Below are 18010 nucleotides of genomic sequence, written 5' to 3' on the forward strand. Positions count from 1 at the left end.
ATTGCTCGATACTTTTCTGTGATTTCTGATCAAAAAGACGTACCTTCGAAGTCTGAAAAACGTTATGTCTCATTTAAAACGCAATCGTCATGAAAAAAATCGTTATTCTTACAGGAGCCGGAATGAGTGCCGAAAGCGGAATCTCCACGTTTCGCGACTCGAACGGATTATGGGAAAATTATCGGATTGAAGACGTGGCTACGCCCGAAGGATTCATGAAGAATCCGCAGTTGGTACTCGACTTCTACAATCATCGCCGGCGCGAATTGCTAAGCACTCAACCGAACGCCGGACATCGTGGTCTGGCTGACTTGGAAAAAGATTTCGAGGTGCATATCATTACGCAGAACGTCGATAACCTGCACGAACAGGCAGGCAGTACTCATGTCATTCACCTGCATGGAGAGTTGATGAAGTCCTGTTCGGTCAAGAACCTCGATTGTCCGTATGATATTTCACCCGAGCAGCCCGATCTGCATGTCGGAGACAAAGCACCCGACGGCGGACAGCTGCGTCCCTTTATCGTCTGGTTCGGTGAGCCCGTGCCGAAAATCGAAGAGGCGATCCGATACGTCGAGGATTCTGATATTTTCGTCGTGATCGGCACCTCGCTCAACGTCTATCCTGCGGCCGGATTATTAAACTATGTCCGTAAGGGACAGCCTATCTTCCTGATTGATCCGAAAGAAGTGAAAGCGTATCGCAGCGATATCGAATTTATCCGGTGCGGCGCTTCGGAAGGTGTAAAGCAACTGACCGAACGGTTGAAGACGATGCGGTAAAAAAAGTTGTAACAAAATATGCGCTGCTCCGTCTTCTCTATGACGAGGCAGTTTTCCGATCGGCCGAAGGAAGCGTTCTGCCTTTGCAATGAACTTAAAAAGAAGAACAATGAGAAAGAATGTTTTAATCATGTTGTCGGTAGTCCTTATGTGTCAGGGCTGCTTGTCGAAAGGAAAGAAAGAAATTGTCGAGCACACGAACAGTCCGGTAGAACAGTTATTTCGCGATTTTGCGAATGAGAAAGGAACCGTGCGAGTGGGCGTCGGGGGAATGGTGATGGCGTTTGCGCGTTCATTTGCCGATACGAGAGGAGTGACGGGCGTGAAAGTCTATTCGTTCGGTGAGTGCAGTCAGGAGGTAAAAGATCGCCTGAACGAAGTGATCCGATCGTTAAAAGACGACACGTATGAGACGCTTGTCTCAACGAGTCAGGATGGAGAACGTACGAAAGTGTTGGTCAAGATCAAAGAAGATCGAATTCGTGAGCTTGTCGTTATAACCGGTGGAAGCGATCCGGCGCTCGTACAGATCAAAGGAAACATCAAACCGGAAGATATCGAAAGTCTGATAAAGGAGCATCAATAAGCTTCGCATACGATGACGGCAGAGAGCTTTAAACAGCGCTACTTCTCCTTGCATCCAAGGCTGTACCGAGTTGCGTTCGCTATCTTGAAGAATGAAGATGATGCGGCCGATGTGTTGCAGGACGCGTACTGTAAACTTTGGGACAGCCGTGAGCAGTTGCACGCGGTCGGTCATCCGGAAGCTTTCTGTATCACGATGGTAAAACGCCTCTGCCTTGATCTGCTCCGATCGCCGAAGTCGGCACAGAAGAGCACGGTAGAAGACGCTCTTATCATAGATGATCAGACGCCCGGCGAAGTATTAGAGCAGAAAGAGATGCTGGGAAGGGTCAGGATGTTGATGCAAAGACTGCCGGAAAAACAACGTCGCGTGCTTGAACTGCGAGGATACGCCGACTGTTCATTGGAAGAGATCGAGCGCATCATGGGTGAGACTTCCGCCAATGTACGGGTGTTGCTTTCGCGGGCACGAAATACATTAAGAATGAAAATAACGAATTGAACGATGGGAGACCGAAAAGACATAAAAGAATTGTTGGACGCTTTTTACGCGGGCACGACAACGCGTGAGGAAGAGGCGCGACTGAAAGCATTCTTCGACGAGGCAGACCTGCCTGAACGATGGCAGGCCGACCGCGATATCTTCCGCGCTCTCTACGATCCCGATCACCTCACACTGCCGGAAGGTCTCTCCGACCGACTCGAACAGGCGCTCGACCGACATATCGAGACCTCACATCGTTCGAGAAAGCAACCGAGCAAGATTAGGAGACTTTACGTTGCGATCGGGAGTGTGGCGGCCGCCGCATTGCTCTGCGTGGCCTTGTTCTTTATCGGAGAGCATCGACAATCCGTGCCTGTTACGGCCGATACGTTTACCGATCCGCACGAAGCGGAGCTTGTTGCGACGGAAGCCTTGGCGCTTGTCTCGATGCACCTGAACAAAGGGATGTCTCCTTTCGAGAAGGCGCGAAAGAATATGGACAAGACGAATGAAGTACTTGAAAAATTAAATTTGAAATGAGATGAAAACGAAATACCTACTGTTAATTGTGTGCATTGTGTGCAGCGGGTGGGCTTCGGCTCAACGGCATAGCCTGTTCGACAAATACGCCGATCAGGACGATGTGACCGTCATCAACATCTCGAAAGCGATGTTTAAAATGATGGGGGGGAGCTTGAAGAAAAGCTCCAACGCCAAAATCGATCGGGTCGATATAACCGGTATTGTCGATAAGATCGACAACCTGACGGTTCTAACTTCGGATAAGAGCGGGCTGAAAGAGAAGATGTATGCCGACTTCAGCGCGATGATTGCCAAAGATCGCAACTATGAGGAACTGATGCGAATCAAAGACGGCAAGTCGCGCGTGACGTTTAACATCAAGAAGCGAGGAGAGTTGATTAACGAACTGATTATGCTTGTCAACGATGAAGATGATTTTGTCATTATTCAGATCGCAGGAAGCTTCACGCTGAAAGATGTGCAGAACATCACCTCGCATGTACAATAAAATAAGGCCGGACTACGTTCAGTCTACAACATGATTCCGGAAATATGAGAAAAGATAAAATACTTTGGGCAGACGACGAAATCGATCTGCTGAAGCCTCATATTCTCTTCCTCGAAGAGAAAGGCTATGAGGTTACGCCTGTCATCAGCGGGCAGGATGCCATTGACTGCTGCAGGGAGCAGACCTTCGACATTATTTTTTTAGACGAGAACATGCCCGGTCTGACGGGGCTCGAAACGCTCTCCACCATCAAAGAGATCGCTCCGACAGTACCGGTCGTGATGGTCACCAAGAGCGAAGAAGAAAGTATTATGAATCAAGCTATCGGGAATAAGATCGCCGACTATCTGATCAAGCCGGTCAACCCGAATCAACTGTTTCTTTCGATCAAGAAGAATCTGCATAAAGACGATATCATCACCTCGGCCACAACGGTTAGTTATCAGCAGGAGTTCGGACGTATCGGGATGCAGATCGGTGATTCCTTGACGGCCGACGATTGGATGGAAGTCTATAAGAAGATTGTCTACTGGGAGCTGGAGCTGGAAGAGAATCAGGTGCAGATGCAGGACATGTTGATCATGCAGAAGCGAGAGGCCAACAATGCTTTCGGTAAGTTCATCAAAAAGAACTATCTGGATTGGATACGTTATCCCGACCAGCGTCCGCTGATGAGCCCGGACTTGTTTAAGAAGAAAGTATTTCCGTTATTGGACCAAGAAGAAAAAGTCTTTTTTATCCTGATCGATAACTTCCGGTTCGATCAGTGGCGGGTGGTGAAGAATCTGCTCTCGAGCTTCTTCACCGTCGATGAAGAGATGTATTACAGCATCTTGCCGACTGCCACACAATATGCGCGGAACGCGATCTTCTCTGGACTGATGCCGGCACAGATTGAGGAGATGTTTCCCGAACTTTGGGTCGACGAAGAGAGCGAAGAAGGGAAAAACATCAACGAAGAGCCGCTGATCCGCACGCAGATCGAGCGGTTCCGCAAAAAATATTCGTTCTCGTATCACAAAGTATATGATTCGCATTTCGGAGAGAAGTTGCTGAACAACCTGAATGAACTTATGCACAACCAACTCAATGTGATTGTGATTAACTTCGTCGATATGCTTTCGCACGCCCGTACCGAGAGCAAGATGATTCGTGAGCTGGCACAGACCGAAGCCGCATACCGCAGCCTGACACGCTCGTGGTTCCAGCATTCTACCACGCTCGACTTGTTCAAGAAACTGGCGGATAAAGGATATAAAGTGATTGTTACGACCGATCACGGAACGATTCAGGTCGACTCGCCGATTAGAATTACCGGTGATAAAAATACAAGTACGAACTTGCGGTATAAGCTCGGCAAGAACATGTCCTGCGATTCTAAGTATGTTTTCGAGATCAAAGATCCCGCCAAGGCCGGGCTTCCTTCTCCTCATCTGAGTACGAGGTATATCTTCGCGACAAACGAGTCCTTTTTCGCTTATCCGAATAACTATAATTATTATGTTCCTTACTATCGGAATACGTTCCAGCACGGAGGCATTTCGATGGAAGAGATGATGATTCCTTTCATAACGATGCAACCCAAATGAAAACGCTTCATATAACAGACCTGAGCGCCATCCGTGAGGCGGCGAGAGAATTTATCGGCGATATGGAGACAGGCCGCCGCGCTGTCTTTGCCTTCTACGGAAAGATGGGCGCCGGAAAAACGACATTCATCAAGGCCGTCTGCGAAGAGCTTGGGGTAAAAGACGTGATCAACAGCCCGACCTTTGCCATTATCAACGAGTATGCCATTCCCACATCGGAACGGTTGATCTATCATTTCGATTTTTACCGTATCAACGAGATCGGTGAGGCGCTCGACATCGGAACGGAGGATTATTTCGACAGTGGGGCGTGGTGCTTCATCGAATGGCCCGAGAAGATCGAACCGCTTCTGCCCGACGATACCGTCTGCGTGACTCTTACCGAGCAGGAAGACGGCACACGCACCGTCGTTTACTAAACCACTTGAAAGAACTCGCGAATCTGCTCGACGATGTAAGCCTGCGTGTCTTCCGTCAGCTCCGTATGCATCGGCAGCGACAATACCTCGCGACTTAGCCGTATGGCCTCCGTCATATCGCCGGAGGCACGCGCAATCCATTTATACGCTTCCTGCTCTTGCACAGCCATCGGGTAATACACCATCGAAGGGATGCCTTTTTCTTTCAGGAAGGCCTGCAAGATGTCTCGCCGTCCATTCTTCACTTGCAGCGTATATTGATGATAGACGTGCGTCGAGAAAGGCGACTTCGCCGGGATGCAAATACCGGATAGCGAACTCAATTCCTTGTCGTAATATTGTGCGGCCTTCTGACGAGCTTCCGTAAAGCTCTTCAGATGGCGCAACTTGACGTCTAAGACAGCCGCCTGCAACGTGTCGAGGCGCGAGTTACAGCCGACGATGTGATGATGATACTTCTGACTTTGGCCATGATTGGCGAGCATCCGGACGCGTTCCGCCAATCGTTCGTCGGAGGTGATGACGGCTCCTCCGTCGCCGTAGCACGCCAGCGGTTTGGTCGGGAAGAAGGACGTCGTACCGATGTGTCCGATCGTGCCGGCTTTCTTTACCGTTCCGTCGGAGAAAGTATAGTCGGCGCCGAGCGATTGAGCATTGTCTTCGATCACGCCGATTTTGTATTTCGCGGCGAGCTTCATCACCGGCTCCATGTCGCAGGCCTGTCCGAAGAGATGAACGACGATTATAGCCTTCGTTTGTCGCGTAATGGCTTGTTCGAGTCGTTCCACGTTCAGGTTGAAGCTGTCGGGGCACACATCGACGAGGATCGGCGTGATGCCTAAGGAGGCGATCATCTCGGCGGCCGCAATGTAGGTGAACGCAGGGAGGATAACTTCGTCTCCGGCCTGTACATCCCATGCCTGTAAGGCCAAACGGAGCGCGTCCGTTCCATTCCCGCACGGGATTACGTAAGGCACTTGCAGGTAATCGGCCAAATGTCCGCAAAACGTCCGCACCTGAGGCCCGTTGATAAAGGCCGTGGCGTTCAGTACCTCTTTTACGGCTTCGTCGATTTCTGCTTCGAGCCGCCGATACTGGCTTTTCAGGTCGACCATTTGTATATCCATCACTTCACTTCGCTTCCGGGTTCAACTGCTTTCTGGGGCATCACGACGGACAGGCTTCCGTCGGCGTTCTCGGCCGAGAGAATCATTCCTTCGGAGGTGATGCCTTTGAGCTGCCTCGGGGCAAGGTTGGCGATAAAGCATACCTGTTTGCCGACAAGCTCTTCGGGCTTATAATGCTTGGCGATACCCGATACGATGGTGCGCCCGCCCAATCCGTCGTCGATTTTGAATTGCAGGAGCTTGTCCGCTTTCGGTACTTTGGTACATTCCAGCACTGTGCCTACGCGGATGTCGAGTTTGGTAAAGTCGTCGAACGCGATGGTTTCGCGTATCGGTGCGGCACGGCGCTCGGCTGCTTCGTTAGCCTTCTTCGTATCGAGCAGTTTCTGTATCTGCCGGTCGATGACGGCATCTTCGAGCTTCTCGAACAGCAATGCGGACTTGCCGAGCTGATGACCGGCTTCGAGGAGATCGACCGAGCCTAAGCGTTCCCAATCGAAACGGTCGATGTTCAGCATTCGGTTCAGCTTCTCCATGCTGAAGGGTAAGAAAGGTTCGAAAACGATGGAGAGGTTCGCCGTGATTTGGAGCGCGATATGGATGATTGTCTCGACGCGTTTCATATCCGTCGCGGCGAGCTTCCACGGCTCGGTATCGGCCAGATATTTGTTGCCGATGCGTGCCAGATTCATCGCCTCGCGTTGTGCGTCGCGGAAATGGTATGTATCGAGCAATCGTTCGACGGTTGCTTTTACATCGGCAAACTCGCGCAGCGTTTCGCGGTCGTAGTCGGTCAGTTCGCCACAGGCCGGCACTTTTCCGCCGAAGTATTTCTCCGTTAAGACGAGGGCTCGATTGACAAAGTTGCCCAGAATAGCAACCAACTCGTTGTTGTTGCGTGCCTGAAAATCTTTCCACGTAAAGTCATTATCTTTCGTTTCAGGAGCGTTAGCCGTCAGGACATAGCGCAGGACGTCCTGTTTGCCGGGCATTTCTTCCAAATATTCGTGCAGCCAGACCGCCCAGTTGCGGGAGGTCGAGATTTTATCGTTTTCGAGATTGAGAAATTCGTTGGCGGGTACGTTTTCGGGCAGGATGAACGAGCCTTCGGCCTTGAGCATGGTCGGGAAGACAATGCAATGGAAGACGATATTGTCTTTGCCTATGAAATGTACCATCTTTGTCTGGCTGTCTTTCCACCACGTTTCCCATTGGCCGTATTTTTGCGGGTCGGAGTCGCACAGTTCCTTCGTATTGCTGATGTATCCGATCGGAGCATCGAACCATACGTATAATACTTTTCCTTCGGCGCCTTCGACGGGTACGGGAATTCCCCAATCGAGGTCGCGGCTGACGGCGCGCGGTTGCAGACCCATGTCGAGCCAGCTCTTGCACTGTCCGTACACGTTCGATTTCCACTCTTTGTGGTCTTCGAGGATCCATTGACGGAGGAAAGGCTCGAAGCGGTCGAGCGGCAAATACCAGTGCTTCGTTTTTCGCATCACGGGCGGATGGCCGCTGATCATCGACTTCGGATTCTTCAGGTCGGTCGGGTTGAGCGAGGTACCGCAACTCTCGCACTGGTCGCCGTAGGCATGTTCGTTGGAGCAATGCGGGCAGGTGCCGGTAATGTAGCGGTCGGCGAGGAACTGTCCGGCTTCCTCGTCGTAGTATTGTTCGCTTTCTTTTTCGATGAAAACGTTATTCTCATAGAGAGTCCGGAAGAAGTCGGAAGCCATCTTGCGATGCGTATCGGAAGTGGTTCGCGAGTAGACATCGAACGATATGCCGAAGTCCGCAAACGTTTTCCGGATCAGGCTGTGATAGCGGTCCACAATGTCTTGCGGCGTGACGCCTTCCTTCTTGGCGCGCAGCGTAATGGGTACGCCATGTTCGTCGGAACCTCCGATCATGAGCACGTTCTCGCCTTTGAGGCGGAGATAACGCGTATAGATGTCGGCAGGAAGATATACGCCTGCCATGTGGCCGATGTGTACCGGTCCGTTGGCATAGGGGAGCGCCGTAGTCACCAATGTTCTTTTGAAATGCTTTGTTTCCATCTTTTTCTTACTTTCGGGACGCAAAGGTAGTTAAAAAAGAACGAAGATGAGGAAGAGACAGGTCGGAAATTTACGACCGTCCGCGGTTCTTACGGCGTGAGGACGTTTGTCGCCATGGCTTTTCGCGTCCCGGACGGCGTGATGCACCGCCTCGGCCGTCGGGTTGCTCGGTTTTCCGCTCTTTTCGCCGGCCTTTCCCTGCGTTCGCGGAATCGTCGCCGCGGTCCATCTTCACGAAGATAGAACGCCCGTCGACTTCGTACTGATTCATGCTGTCGACTACTCGTTGTGCTTCGCCTTTGTCAACCTCGAAATAGGAAACCTTCTCGCGCAAATCAATACGGCCGATCTCGACCTTGCGGCCGGGCACGCATCGGTTGATGAGTTCGATGACTTGGGCCGGGAAGAGGCCGTCGGCCTTTCCGAAGTTCAACGTAAGGCGTTTGAAACCGTTCTCGGCTTTCTGGGCGCGGCGACTCGAGTGTTCGGACTCTTTTTTGCCGCGAGCCGAGGGTTCGTCTACGTCTTCAATCTCTCCGGCATCGCGGTAATAATCGATCATCCGGTTAAATTCGAGCGATATCAGGCGTTTGATGATATCTTCCTTTTCGAGCCATTCGAGCTTGCGGAACACGGAGGGCATGAGCGAGGCAATTTCTTCTTCGTTTACTTTCACTTTTTCGAGCTGGTCGATGAAGTAGAAGAGTTGTTTTTCGCAGATGGCATCGCCTGAGGGCAGCGTGCCTTTTTCGAATTGTTTGTTGACGATTTTCTCTATCTGTCGTATTTTACTTTTCTCGCGGACGTGGCAGATCGAGATCGAGATACCCGTTTTTCCGGCGCGTGCGGTACGTCCGCTGCGATGCGTGTATGATTCCACATCGTCGGGCAGGCCGTAATGAATCACGTGGGTGAGATTGTCTACATCGAGACCCCGCGCGGCTACGTCGGTGGCCACAAGCAACTGCAAGTTGCGGATGCGGAACTTTTGCATGACGTAATCGCGTTGTGCCTGACTCAGTTCGCCATGGAGCGAGTCGGCATTGTAGCCGTCCTGAATAAGTTTGTCGGCGATTTCCTGCGTTTCTTTGCGGGTGCGGCAGAATACGATCCCGTAGATGTTGGGATAGAAGTCGACGAGCCGTTTAAGCGCGAGGTATTTGTCTTTGGCATGCACCATATAATAAAGGTGGCGGATGTTTTGATTCCCCTCGTTTTTGCGTCCGATGATGATTTCTTTCGGGTCGCGCATGTATTCTTTCGTGATCCGTGCAATCTCCTGCGGCATGGTGGCCGAGAAGAGGAGCATGTTACGCCCCTCGGGTACTTCGGCCAAAATAGCGTTGATGCTTTCGGAGAACCCCATGTTGAGCATCTCGTCGGCCTCGTCGAGGATGACGTGCTTAATTTCTTGCAGGTTAACCGTGCGCCGGTTCATCAGGTCGAGCAAGCGTCCGGGCGTAGCCACGACAACGTGCACTCCTTTTTTGAGGGCTTTGATCTGACTGTCGATGCTTGATCCGCCGTAAACGGGCAGAACCTTGAGCGCGTCGATGTATTTGGAGTAGTCGCTCAGGTCGCCGGCGATTTGCAGACACAGTTCGCGGGTAGGACAGAGGATGAGAGCCTGCGGTGTTTGTTTATGTATGTCTGTTTTTTGCAGCACGGGCAGACCGTAGGCCGCGGTTTTTCCCGTACCGGTCTGTGCCAATGCGATGACGTCGTTATCTTCTCCCAGCAGAAAAGGAATCACTTCCTCTTGTACCGGCATGGGGACTTCGTAGCCCATCTCGCGGATCGCCTTCAAAATAGGTGAGGCAATCCCTAATTCTTCAAATGTTTTCAACTGATTTCTTTATTGATAAGGCCGCAAAGGTACGGATTAATTCGGAATATCGGGGTAGAAACGTTTTTTTTCTTCCTGAAAGTATCGAATTTCATCTTTTTTCATTATCTTTGTTGGCGTATGATGTATGGCGCTGTTTCTCTGCGGTAAGCGTACCTCCGGAACGCGGCGCCGGAATCCGTCGGAGCGAAGCATCGGATTGCCCGAAAAGGCGATTGTCGGGATCCAGACATGAAAAACGCTTTAAACGATATCGGCGACGGATAAGGTAAATGCTGAGAAAATCCTCAAATACGGGCGCTTTTAGAGCAAACTATCGCGCGAGCTTTTAAAATCGTTGCTTTTTAGGGCTGACAGGTAGTGCGCGTTGTTAAAATCGCCTCATTTCGGGGCAAACGGCCATGAAAATCCCGAAATGCGGCTCTTTTAATGCCCGACAAGCGATGTTAGCCCTAAAAAGCAGCTCTTTTGGGAGCAAACAAACGCGTTGGCCCCTAAAATTATCGCTTTTGAGGCTTGGCAAGCAGTGTTAGCTCTTAAAATCGTTGCTTTTCGGAGCGGACAATCACGTAAACTCCCGAAAGCATCGCTTTTTATAATCGGCGCGTAATGTAAGCCCTTAAAAAAACCTTGAGCGGCAGAGAAAAAGAAATAACCGAACTTTGTTCAAAACAAAGTTCTTTAAATAGGATCGCTTATGAAAAGAAAAAGATTCGCAGTAGCCGGAATGACTCGATTTACGAATGCCCGGCACGTCCATTTTCACATGCAGACGTATGAAATGATTGGACAGTATGGATTCGACAAGGTGAATGTACCGTTGACATTGTCGGACGAGTGGAAACGTTGTATCGTCCTTGAGACGGAACTCAACAATCAAGCGCGCGCTCATGTCGATACGGCGCGCCTGATCCAAATTGATGCCGAGCGCGACAGTCTGACGACGTTCCTCTTCGGCGCCATCCGTAACGCGACCTCCTCGCCGTTTGATACCCAGAAAGCCGCAGGCGAAGAATTAATGATCATCATCAGACCGTACAAAAATTTGCAGCGGCAGGCGCGTGACCGTCAGACGGCTCAGACGGAAGGGCTGATGCTCGACCTGAAGAAGCCTGAAAACGCGGCGCGCATCACGATCTTGGGGCTTGACAATACGGTGGAGCTTCTGGAGAAGTCGAACCGGAGATATCAGGAGATCAGAAGCGGACTGACGAGCCAGAAGGCGGCCGAAATGGTAGAGGGACTCTCAAGCGTTCGCCCGCAGACGGACGAGATCTATCATGCGGTAACCGATCGGGTGTTTGCTTCGTACCTGCTTACGCCCGACGCGCAGCGCAAAGAAGAAATCGGAGCATTGATAGACCGGATCAATCTATTCATCGCCGAACAAAAAGCGGCTTACAAGCAGAGTCAGGCGCAAAAGACGAAAGGCGACGAATAACGAGACGAAGAAGTACGGTACGCTTCTTCGGGAAGTAACCGATTGGCGAGGGTAGATGCTCTCGGAGTGTAAAAATGGGCGAATTGCACGAAGTTGCAGTTCGCCCATGATGGTATCGGGTAGCCCGCGGCTATTTGAGCACGAAAGTACGGAGAATTTCCCTGCCGACCGATTGCGCGGGGTTATCGCTCTCGATTACGTAGCTGAACGCAAGCATGTATGCTTTCCCGTTTTTTACCCAGATGTATAATTCGTTTTTGGTCGTGAACTTACCCGGAAAATCTTGGGTGTAGACAACCATTTGACAGTCGCGTCCGGCGCGTTGGATGCGCTTGCTCTCAATGATGTTTTCACGAAGCATCTTCAGGGCGGCCTTGACATACTGGTCGAGGTCGTATCCCGTACCTTTCAGACTTTCGGTGACGAGCGAGATGTTTTCGCGAAACTGATCGTCGGAGTCTGTTTGCGGAGAATAGATGAAAAACTCCGTTCCTTCCACATCGGTCTTCTGCATCCAGTCTTTCGGATAGCGGATGGTGTAATCTTTTCGGTCGATGACTTTCCAGTCGGCGTATAAAGAACGTATCCCTTCGTCAGACAAGCTCGTCGAATCCTGCTCGGCGGCGTTCTTCTGCCCTGCCTGGCCCGTTTTTTGGTTGCAGGCCGTGATCATGCAGAGTGCACAGATCCATAAAAAGTACTTTTTCATACGATTTGGAATAATAAAGGGCGGTAAAATCCTTTTTCAAGATTTCGCCGCCCTTTGGGTATAAAAACAAAACGATTATCGAATTACGTTGATAAAGGCCGAGTTCGTCGCGTATTTCGCGAATTCGAGATCGTTGGCTGCCTCCTTAGCCAGCGACTGTTTTTTACCGATCGCGGCTTTCAGATGATTAACCACGCCGTCCGCGTCGTTTGTGCGCGCGGCTACGACGGCCTTCAAATAATCCGTTACGGCATCCGGGCGCGTCACTGCGTTGAGTGTCTGCGACGCCTTGCTGTAGTCCTTCGTCATGATCTGAGCCAAAGCGGCATTGTTCGTCTTTGCCGCGCCGAACGAGCTGACAGCCTTCGCGTAGTCGCCTTGTTCAAGATAAAGGATACCCAGTGCTTCGCCTAATTCGGCTACGTCCGAAGCTCCACCGATCAGTTGCTGAGCTTTTTCCTTATCTCCTCTCGTGAGGGCGATGAGACCGAGGTTGATGTTCGCTTCGCTGTTCGGTTTCACGCTGTTCGATTTGTTGAACATCTCTTCTGCCTTCTTCAGGTCGCCCGCGTAGAAGCGTTGCATCCCGATGTTGTTCCATGTACGATAATCGTCCGGGAACTGCTGACTGGCTTTCATGTAGATGGCTTCCTTGTCCGTGTCGTTGTCCGTCAGTGTAGCGGCATACAGCAGCTCTTCTACGTTGAGGGCTTTGGGATTCGTCTGAGCCAGACGGCTGATTTCTTCGTCCGACTTACCGATGATTTCGATATTGGCCGTCAGACGCGAGCGGCGCAGCTGCGGCAGAATCTCGTCGGCCAGCGATTTGAATACGGACGAAATGTTCTTGATTTCGCGCTCACGTTCTTCCGGGTCTTTGTACATCGACAGTACGCGGAGCACCAAATCCTTGTCCTGCAAGTTCGATTTCGATACCAGTTCTTTGAAACCTTCCCAGTCCTGAGCCGTGTAATTCGCGTCGACGGGGATATCGATCTTCTGTTTTTTCAATTCCCCTTTCACGTAGCGTGTCGTGTTAGCCTCGCGCTTCTCGGCCAACGTTTCGTTCAGTTCCAAACCACCGTCGGGCGACGCGTAAGCGGATACTTCGACCGATACATTCTGGTTCGGAGCGTCATTGGCGCTCTTGATGCGGTTCTTCCAGTCGCTCAGCTCGTTTTTCTTCAACTCGTTGGAACGAAGTTCCGCTTGCTGAATCAGGAACAGGATGTTCGCGTTGTAAGCCTCTTTAATGACACGTTGGAACTTGTCTGCTCCAACCGCCGGATTAGCCGTCGCGGCGTTGGCAAGCGCCGAAGTGGCTACGACTCCGTCGGCGATCTTGATGTCCGGCAGACGCACGACCTTATTTTTAATCTTGGCATCGAACGTCAGATACAGCGCCGACTTTTTCATCTCCGGTTTGTATTTGAACGACGATTTCATGGTCACATTCCCTCCCGTGCCGTAGGGTATCGTCGGGTTATTGGCTCTTACCTTTTCTCCCTGATAGGTATAAGCCGTACCCCAGGTCTCGCCCGTGGCATAGCGCAGTACCGGCGTGATTGTTACCACCGCGTTTTTGTTGAACCACTTAGCCGGATAGGCAATGTTGATGGTCACAGGTACCTGGCCACCTACTACCTCCAACGGCTGAGGATCAGCTTTGATATAATCGGTTGATAACGGCTTTAACTTCCCCGAACAGGAAGCCAGTGCAAAAATTACGGCCATTGCAAGGAATGGCAGAAAAATCTTTTTGTTCATGATGCGTGTTGTTTAATTTATATTTGTTTATATGTCTTCCAATAGCTTCGTCACGTCTTTCCCATGCGTCCTGAATACGGACTGCAAAACTAAGATAAATTCTCGGAATTCACATTCTTTAGATGCTCAAAAGTGCCGATTTAACACAAATTAAACCAGCTATTGACCCAACACCTGCTTAGCCCTCGATATCGTTACGAAGAATTGTGTAATTTTGCGGTCGATTATGGATGTAACAGTCAAAGCTCCCAACAATAACATCTGTGCGGCTATCTCTTTGCCGGCTTCCAAAAGCATCAGCAATCGCGTGGCGATACTCAATGCTTTATCTCCCGCTCCGCAGCCGCTGTACAATCTCTCCGACAGTGACGATACGGCTGTGATGCTCGATGCGCTACGTACCGACTGCGAAACCGTAGACCTTCGAGCCGCCGGCACTGCCATGCGCTTCCTCACGGCCTACTTCGCTTCCCGACCCGGCCGGCGGACGCTCACCGGAACGGATCGAATGCGTAACCGACCTATCCGCGTGCTGGTCGATGCCCTGCGTATGCTCGGCGCGAAGATCGATTATCTGGAAAAAGAGGGCTATCCGCCGCTGAGGATTACCGGCAGAGACTTAAACGGAGGAGAAGTAACCCTCGACGGAGGTGTCAGCTCTCAATACGTCTCCGCCCTGCTGATGATAGCTCCCGCCACGACGCGCGGAATACGTCTGCACCTGACGGGCACCCTGATCTCCGAACCGTATCTCCGCTTGACGGTCGCGCTCATGCGACAATTCGGTGTCGCCGTCGAAGAAGAAGGGCAGACCTTTACCGTCCGTCCGCAGACGGTTCGTCCCATACCGTTTACGGTCGAATCCGACTGGAGCGCCGCCTCCTACTGGTACGAAATAGCGGCCCTGTCGCAGACGCCGGTCGAGATCGAGCTGATAGGGTTGCTCCCCGACAGTTTGCAGGGCGATTCGGCCATCGCGTTGCTCTTCCGGTCGTTCGGCGTACACACCGACTTTACCTCCGAAGAGCGTGTCAGGCTTACTCGACGAGCCGTCTCCCTGCCGAGCCGCTTCGATTATGATTGCGTACGTATCCCCGATATGGCTCAAACGCTCGCCGTGACTTGCGCCATACTGCGTATACCTTTCCGGTTGAGTGGATTACAGAGTTTGAGGATCAAAGAGACCGACCGGTTGAAAGCGTTACAGACGGAACTGGGCAAACTCGGTGTCGTGCTCACAGAACATGACGGGAAGATCCTTGAATGGGATGGCAGCCGGTGCCAAGCCGAGCCGGAACCGGTCATCGCCACTTACGACGACCATCGGATGGCGATGGCCTTTGCTCCGGTCGCGTTGTGCCGCGAAGAAGGGATTCGGATCGCGAACCCCGAAGTCGTGTCGAAAAGCTATCCCCGCTTTTGGGACGATCTTCAGACCGCGGGATTTCAAATAACCTCTTAACCGGATAGATAAAATAAATGAAATGGTGATTATGTGGTATATTCTGTTAAGTATCGTCGTGCTGGGATTGGTTGCCGCAGGACTGGGACGATGGGAAAAATATATGCGACGTCGCAGGTATGAGCGCGGCGAGATTGAGAGCCTTGACGAGGATGAGCCGTCGGCCGATGCCGCTGCCTCCTCAGGATGTTGCGGGCAGCATGAGCTGTGTGAACGGGACAGCTTGCTGGCGGCTGTCAGCCGGGCTGTCGAGTATTATGACGATGAAGAGCTGGATGCCTATCGCGGTACACCGTCGGACGCATACTCCGATAACGCTGTCGAAGAGTTTCGCGAAGTCCTCTACACATTGTGTGAAGAGGAGGTCGCCGGCTGGGTACGCAGCCTTCAGTTGCGCGGCATCTTCCTCCCCGACGCGGTCAAAGACGAAACCTTCCTGATCGTAGGCGAACGAAGAAAATAACATAAGGCCAACCTCCGAAAGAGCGGCTATCTGCCAGACGAATACGGCAAAATCAATCTGCGACTTCAAAAACAAATCAGAAATAGAGAAAAATTTCTTTAATTGAATCGTCTATTCCGAAAAATATCGTATTTTTGTAACCTGAATAAGGAAAAGGTTATCATTCCCGACAAAGAACAAAGCAAAGAGACAAAATAAAACGCAGAACAAAGAGACAAAGAACATTATATAATATTTAATCAATTAATTCTTAAACGCAACATGGCAAATTTAGATTTAAGCAAGTACGGCATCAAGGGCAATTTCGAAATTGTACACAATCCGTCGTACGAAGTATTGTATCAGGATGAGATGAATCCGGCCAACGAAGGATTCGAAAAGGCAAAACTCACCAAAAGCGGCGCCACCGCTGTTTACACCGGTAAATTCACCGGCCGTTCGCCTAAAGACAAATATTTTGTAAAAGACGACGTTACCAAAGATACCCTCTGGTGGGACGGCACCATCAACCGTCCGTGTACGAAGGAAGCGTTCAATTACTGCAAAAGCCGCGTGGTTGAACAGCTCTCGAAAGCGAAAAAACTCTACGTGGTGGATACCTTCTGCGGAACGAACGAAGACACCCGCATGAAAGTGCGTTTTATCGTTGAAGTAGCTTGGCAGGCTCACTTCGTAACCAACATGTTCATCCGTCCTTCGCACTACGAGCTGGCGCACTACGGCGAACCCGATTTCGTTTGCTTGAACGGTTCCAAAACTACCAACGATAAATGGCAGGAGCACGGACTGAACTCCGAAAACTTCACCCTCTTCGACCTGACCGAAAAGATGCAGGTGATCGGCGGTACCTGGTACGGCGGCGAAATGAAGAAAGGTATCTTCTCGCTGATGAACTACTACCTGCCGCTGCGCGGCATCGCTTCGATGCACTGCTCGGCAAACGTGGGCAAGGAGGGCGACGTAGCCGTATTCTTCGGACTCTCCGGAACGGGTAAAACCACCCTCTCGGCCGACCCGAAACGCTACCTCATCGGCGACGACGAGCACGGCTGGGACGACCACGGCGTGTTCAACTACGAAGGCGGTTGCTACGCGAAGGTGATCAACCTGAGCGAAGAAAATGAACCGGACATCTGGCGCGCTATCCGTCGCGACGCACTGCTCGAAAACGTAACGGTCGACGACCAGGGCAACATCGACTACGCCGACGGCTCGACTACCGAAAATACCCGTGTGTCCTACCCCATCTACCACATCAACAAGATCGTGTTGCCTTCGCGTGCCGGACATGCCGACAAGATCATCTACCTCTCGGCCGACGCCTTCGGCGTATTGCCTCCGGTATCGATCCTCGACGACAATCAGGCACAGTATCACTTCCTCTGCGGATTCACCTCGAAGCTGGCCGGAACCGAGCGCGGCATCACCGAACCGCAACCTTCCTTCTCGCCCGCCTTCGGCGAAGCTTTCCTCACGCTTCACCCCACGATGTACGCCAAACGTCTGGTGGAAAAGATGAACAAGCACAACGCCAAAGCATACCTGGTGAACACGGGATGGAACGGTACCGGAAAACGGATTTCGCTGAAGGATACCCGCGCCATCATCGACGCCATCATCGACGGTTCGATCGAGAAAGCGGAAAAGAAACACATTCCGATTATGAACCTCACCATTCCGGCCAAACTGGAAAAGGTATCCGACATCCTCGACCCGCGCACGACCTATGCCGACGCCGCCGAGTGGGAAGCCAAAGCCAAGAAACTGGCCGCGATGTACATCAAGAACTTCGAGCAGTACTGCGACAACGATGCCGCCAAGGCATTGATCCCTTCGGGACCGCAACTGGACTAATTCGTCCGTCTGCCTGAAGGAGTATAAAAAGAGGGTGTTCTTGCAAAAGAGCACCCTTTCTTTTTAGCGGTCGGCAGTCGGATTGCGGCATTCGTGATTCGTCCGTTGTAACTCGTTATTTTATAATCACAAGGGACACAAACGATACACGAGAAACACAAGTTAGTTTTTCAGACGTTTAGTTGTTCGAATGTTTTTCGTTTAAACATTCAAACCTGCCTACATTCTACAGTAATCTCCGGTCAAATAAAAAAGGGCAAGCCTGTCCTGACTTCGTCATCGTGTCACCCAAAAATTCTCATCAAATAATTTAGCGATTTTTTTTGTGCCTGTTCATGATCATAGTTTTCCTAATGGTCTTCTTATTCTTTGGTAATCGCACCTCTATTGTT

At 51.2% G+C, this 18010-nt stretch carries 16 protein-coding genes; 11 read left to right on the forward strand and 5 right to left on the reverse strand.

The genetic code is table 11. The annotated features are described in order from the left end of the window. The first annotated feature begins 89 nt into the window (after positions 1–89). The 7 genes from EII41_RS09750 (at position 90) to tsaE (ending at position 4889) form a co-directional block, all read left to right on the forward strand. Positions 90–782, forward strand: a complete 693-nt coding sequence (locus tag EII41_RS09750; protein WP_124790437.1) for an NAD-dependent deacylase — start codon at positions 90–92, stop codon at positions 780–782. Positions 783–891: 109 nt separating this feature from the next. Beyond that, positions 892–1368 (forward strand): DUF4252 domain-containing protein, encoded by a 477-nt coding sequence (locus EII41_RS09755; protein ID WP_185711890.1) that lies wholly within the window; start codon positions 892–894, stop codon positions 1366–1368. 12 nt (positions 1369–1380) lie between these two features. Continuing rightward, the gene (locus tag EII41_RS09760; RefSeq protein ID WP_124790439.1) at positions 1381–1869 is read left to right on the forward strand and encodes an RNA polymerase sigma factor; all 489 of its coding nucleotides are present in this window, start codon (positions 1381–1383) and stop codon (positions 1867–1869) included. 3 nt (positions 1870–1872) lie between these two features. Beyond that, a complete protein-coding gene (locus EII41_RS09765) occupies positions 1873–2391 on the forward strand; it encodes a hypothetical protein (protein WP_124790440.1) in 519 nt (172 codons plus the stop codon). 1 nt (position 2392) lies between these two features. After that, a complete protein-coding gene (locus EII41_RS09770; protein WP_124750488.1) occupies positions 2393–2881 on the forward strand; it encodes a DUF4252 domain-containing protein in 489 nt (162 codons plus the stop codon). 44 nt (positions 2882–2925) lie between these two features. Continuing rightward, positions 2926–4470: a bifunctional response regulator/alkaline phosphatase family protein gene (locus tag EII41_RS09775; protein WP_124790441.1), complete on the forward strand. Its 1545-nt coding sequence runs from the start codon at positions 2926–2928 to the stop codon at positions 4468–4470. Beyond that, entirely contained in the window at positions 4467–4889 is a 423-nt protein-coding gene (tsaE, locus tag EII41_RS09780; protein ID WP_124790442.1) for a tRNA (adenosine(37)-N6)-threonylcarbamoyltransferase complex ATPase subunit type 1 TsaE, read from the forward strand. The genes EII41_RS09775 and tsaE overlap by 4 nt, the downstream gene beginning before the upstream one ends. Here the strand turns inward: tsaE and EII41_RS09785 are convergent. The 3 genes from EII41_RS09785 to EII41_RS09795 form a co-directional block, all read right to left on the reverse strand. Beyond that, positions 4886–6016 (reverse strand): DegT/DnrJ/EryC1/StrS family aminotransferase, encoded by a 1131-nt coding sequence (locus EII41_RS09785; RefSeq protein WP_185711891.1) that lies wholly within the window; start codon positions 6014–6016, stop codon positions 4886–4888. The two genes, tsaE and EII41_RS09785, sit on opposite strands and share 4 nt — an antisense overlap. After that, positions 6016–8076 carry a methionine--tRNA ligase gene (gene metG / locus EII41_RS09790; RefSeq protein ID WP_124790443.1) on the reverse strand — a complete coding sequence of 687 codons (2061 nt, stop codon included), beginning with the start codon at positions 8074–8076 and terminating at the stop codon, positions 6016–6018. Before metG ends, EII41_RS09785 begins: the two co-directional genes overlap by 1 nt. 70 nt (positions 8077–8146) lie before the next feature. After that, positions 8147–9865 (reverse strand): DEAD/DEAH box helicase, encoded by a 1719-nt coding sequence (locus EII41_RS09795; RefSeq protein WP_124790450.1) that lies wholly within the window; start codon positions 9863–9865, stop codon positions 8147–8149. A 754-nt stretch (positions 9866–10619) separates the two neighbouring features. On the opposite strand from EII41_RS09795, the gene EII41_RS09800 reads away from it, so the two are divergent. Beyond that, on the forward strand, positions 10620–11363 hold the full coding sequence (locus tag EII41_RS09800) for a DUF6261 family protein (RefSeq protein WP_124790444.1): 744 nt from the start codon (positions 10620–10622) through the stop codon (positions 11361–11363). Between the two features lie 130 nt (positions 11364–11493). Here EII41_RS09800 and EII41_RS09805 read toward each other — a convergent pair whose 3' ends face one another. Together EII41_RS09805 and EII41_RS09810 are read right to left on the reverse strand one after the other, a co-directional pair. Then, positions 11494–12072 (reverse strand): hypothetical protein, encoded by a 579-nt coding sequence (locus EII41_RS09805; protein ID WP_124750481.1) that lies wholly within the window; start codon positions 12070–12072, stop codon positions 11494–11496. Positions 12073–12147: 75 nt separating this feature from the next. Beyond that, entirely contained in the window at positions 12148–13839 is a 1692-nt protein-coding gene (locus EII41_RS09810; RefSeq protein ID WP_124750480.1) for a tetratricopeptide repeat protein, read from the reverse strand. Positions 13840–14065: 226 nt separating this feature from the next. Between EII41_RS09810 and aroA the strand changes: the two genes are divergently transcribed. The 3 genes from aroA to pckA all read left to right on the forward strand — a co-directional run bounded on the left by aroA (position 14066) and on the right by pckA (position 17618). After that, entirely contained in the window at positions 14066–15301 is a 1236-nt protein-coding gene (aroA, locus tag EII41_RS09815) for a 3-phosphoshikimate 1-carboxyvinyltransferase (protein WP_124790445.1), read from the forward strand. A gap of 31 nt (positions 15302–15332) precedes the next feature. Next, positions 15333–15764 (forward strand): phospholipase, encoded by a 432-nt coding sequence (locus EII41_RS09820; protein WP_124790446.1) that lies wholly within the window; start codon positions 15333–15335, stop codon positions 15762–15764. Between the two features lie 261 nt (positions 15765–16025). Further along, complete coding sequence (pckA, locus tag EII41_RS09825; protein WP_124790447.1) at positions 16026–17618, forward strand: phosphoenolpyruvate carboxykinase (ATP); 1593 nt, start codon at positions 16026–16028, stop codon at positions 17616–17618. Positions 17619–18010 lie beyond the last annotated feature (392 nt).

Source organism: Tannerella forsythia, from assembly GCF_003860135.1.
Lineage (GTDB): Bacteria > Bacteroidota > Bacteroidia > Bacteroidales > Tannerellaceae > Tannerella > Tannerella forsythia_A.

Coding starts and splice junctions, on each gene's coding strand:
- EII41_RS09750 (WP_124790437.1), top strand. CDS start 90: ATGAAAAAAATCGTTATTCTTACAGGAGCCGGAATGAGTGCCGAAAGC.
- EII41_RS09755 (WP_185711890.1), top strand. CDS start 892: ATGAGAAAGAATGTTTTAATCATGTTGTCGGTAGTCCTTATGTGTCAG.
- EII41_RS09760 (WP_124790439.1), top strand. CDS start 1,381: ATGACGGCAGAGAGCTTTAAACAGCGCTACTTCTCCTTGCATCCAAGG.
- EII41_RS09765 (WP_124790440.1), top strand. CDS start 1,873: ATGGGAGACCGAAAAGACATAAAAGAATTGTTGGACGCTTTTTACGCG.
- EII41_RS09770 (WP_124750488.1), top strand. CDS start 2,393: ATGAAAACGAAATACCTACTGTTAATTGTGTGCATTGTGTGCAGCGGG.
- EII41_RS09775 (WP_124790441.1), top strand. CDS start 2,926: ATGAGAAAAGATAAAATACTTTGGGCAGACGACGAAATCGATCTGCTG.
- tsaE (WP_124790442.1), top strand. CDS start 4,467: ATGAAAACGCTTCATATAACAGACCTGAGCGCCATCCGTGAGGCGGCG.
- EII41_RS09785 (WP_185711891.1), bottom strand. CDS start 6,016: ATGGATATACAAATGGTCGACCTGAAAAGCCAGTATCGGCGGCTCGAA.
- metG (WP_124790443.1), bottom strand. CDS start 8,076: ATGGAAACAAAGCATTTCAAAAGAACATTGGTGACTACGGCGCTCCCC.
- EII41_RS09795 (WP_124790450.1), bottom strand. CDS start 9,865: ATGGGCTACGAAGTCCCCATGCCGGTACAAGAGGAAGTGATTCCTTTT.
- EII41_RS09800 (WP_124790444.1), top strand. CDS start 10,620: ATGAAAAGAAAAAGATTCGCAGTAGCCGGAATGACTCGATTTACGAAT.
- EII41_RS09805 (WP_124750481.1), bottom strand. CDS start 12,072: ATGAAAAAGTACTTTTTATGGATCTGTGCACTCTGCATGATCACGGCC.
- EII41_RS09810 (WP_124750480.1), bottom strand. CDS start 13,839: ATGAACAAAAAGATTTTTCTGCCATTCCTTGCAATGGCCGTAATTTTT.
- aroA (WP_124790445.1), top strand. CDS start 14,066: ATGGATGTAACAGTCAAAGCTCCCAACAATAACATCTGTGCGGCTATC.
- EII41_RS09820 (WP_124790446.1), top strand. CDS start 15,333: ATGTGGTATATTCTGTTAAGTATCGTCGTGCTGGGATTGGTTGCCGCA.
- pckA (WP_124790447.1), top strand. CDS start 16,026: ATGGCAAATTTAGATTTAAGCAAGTACGGCATCAAGGGCAATTTCGAA.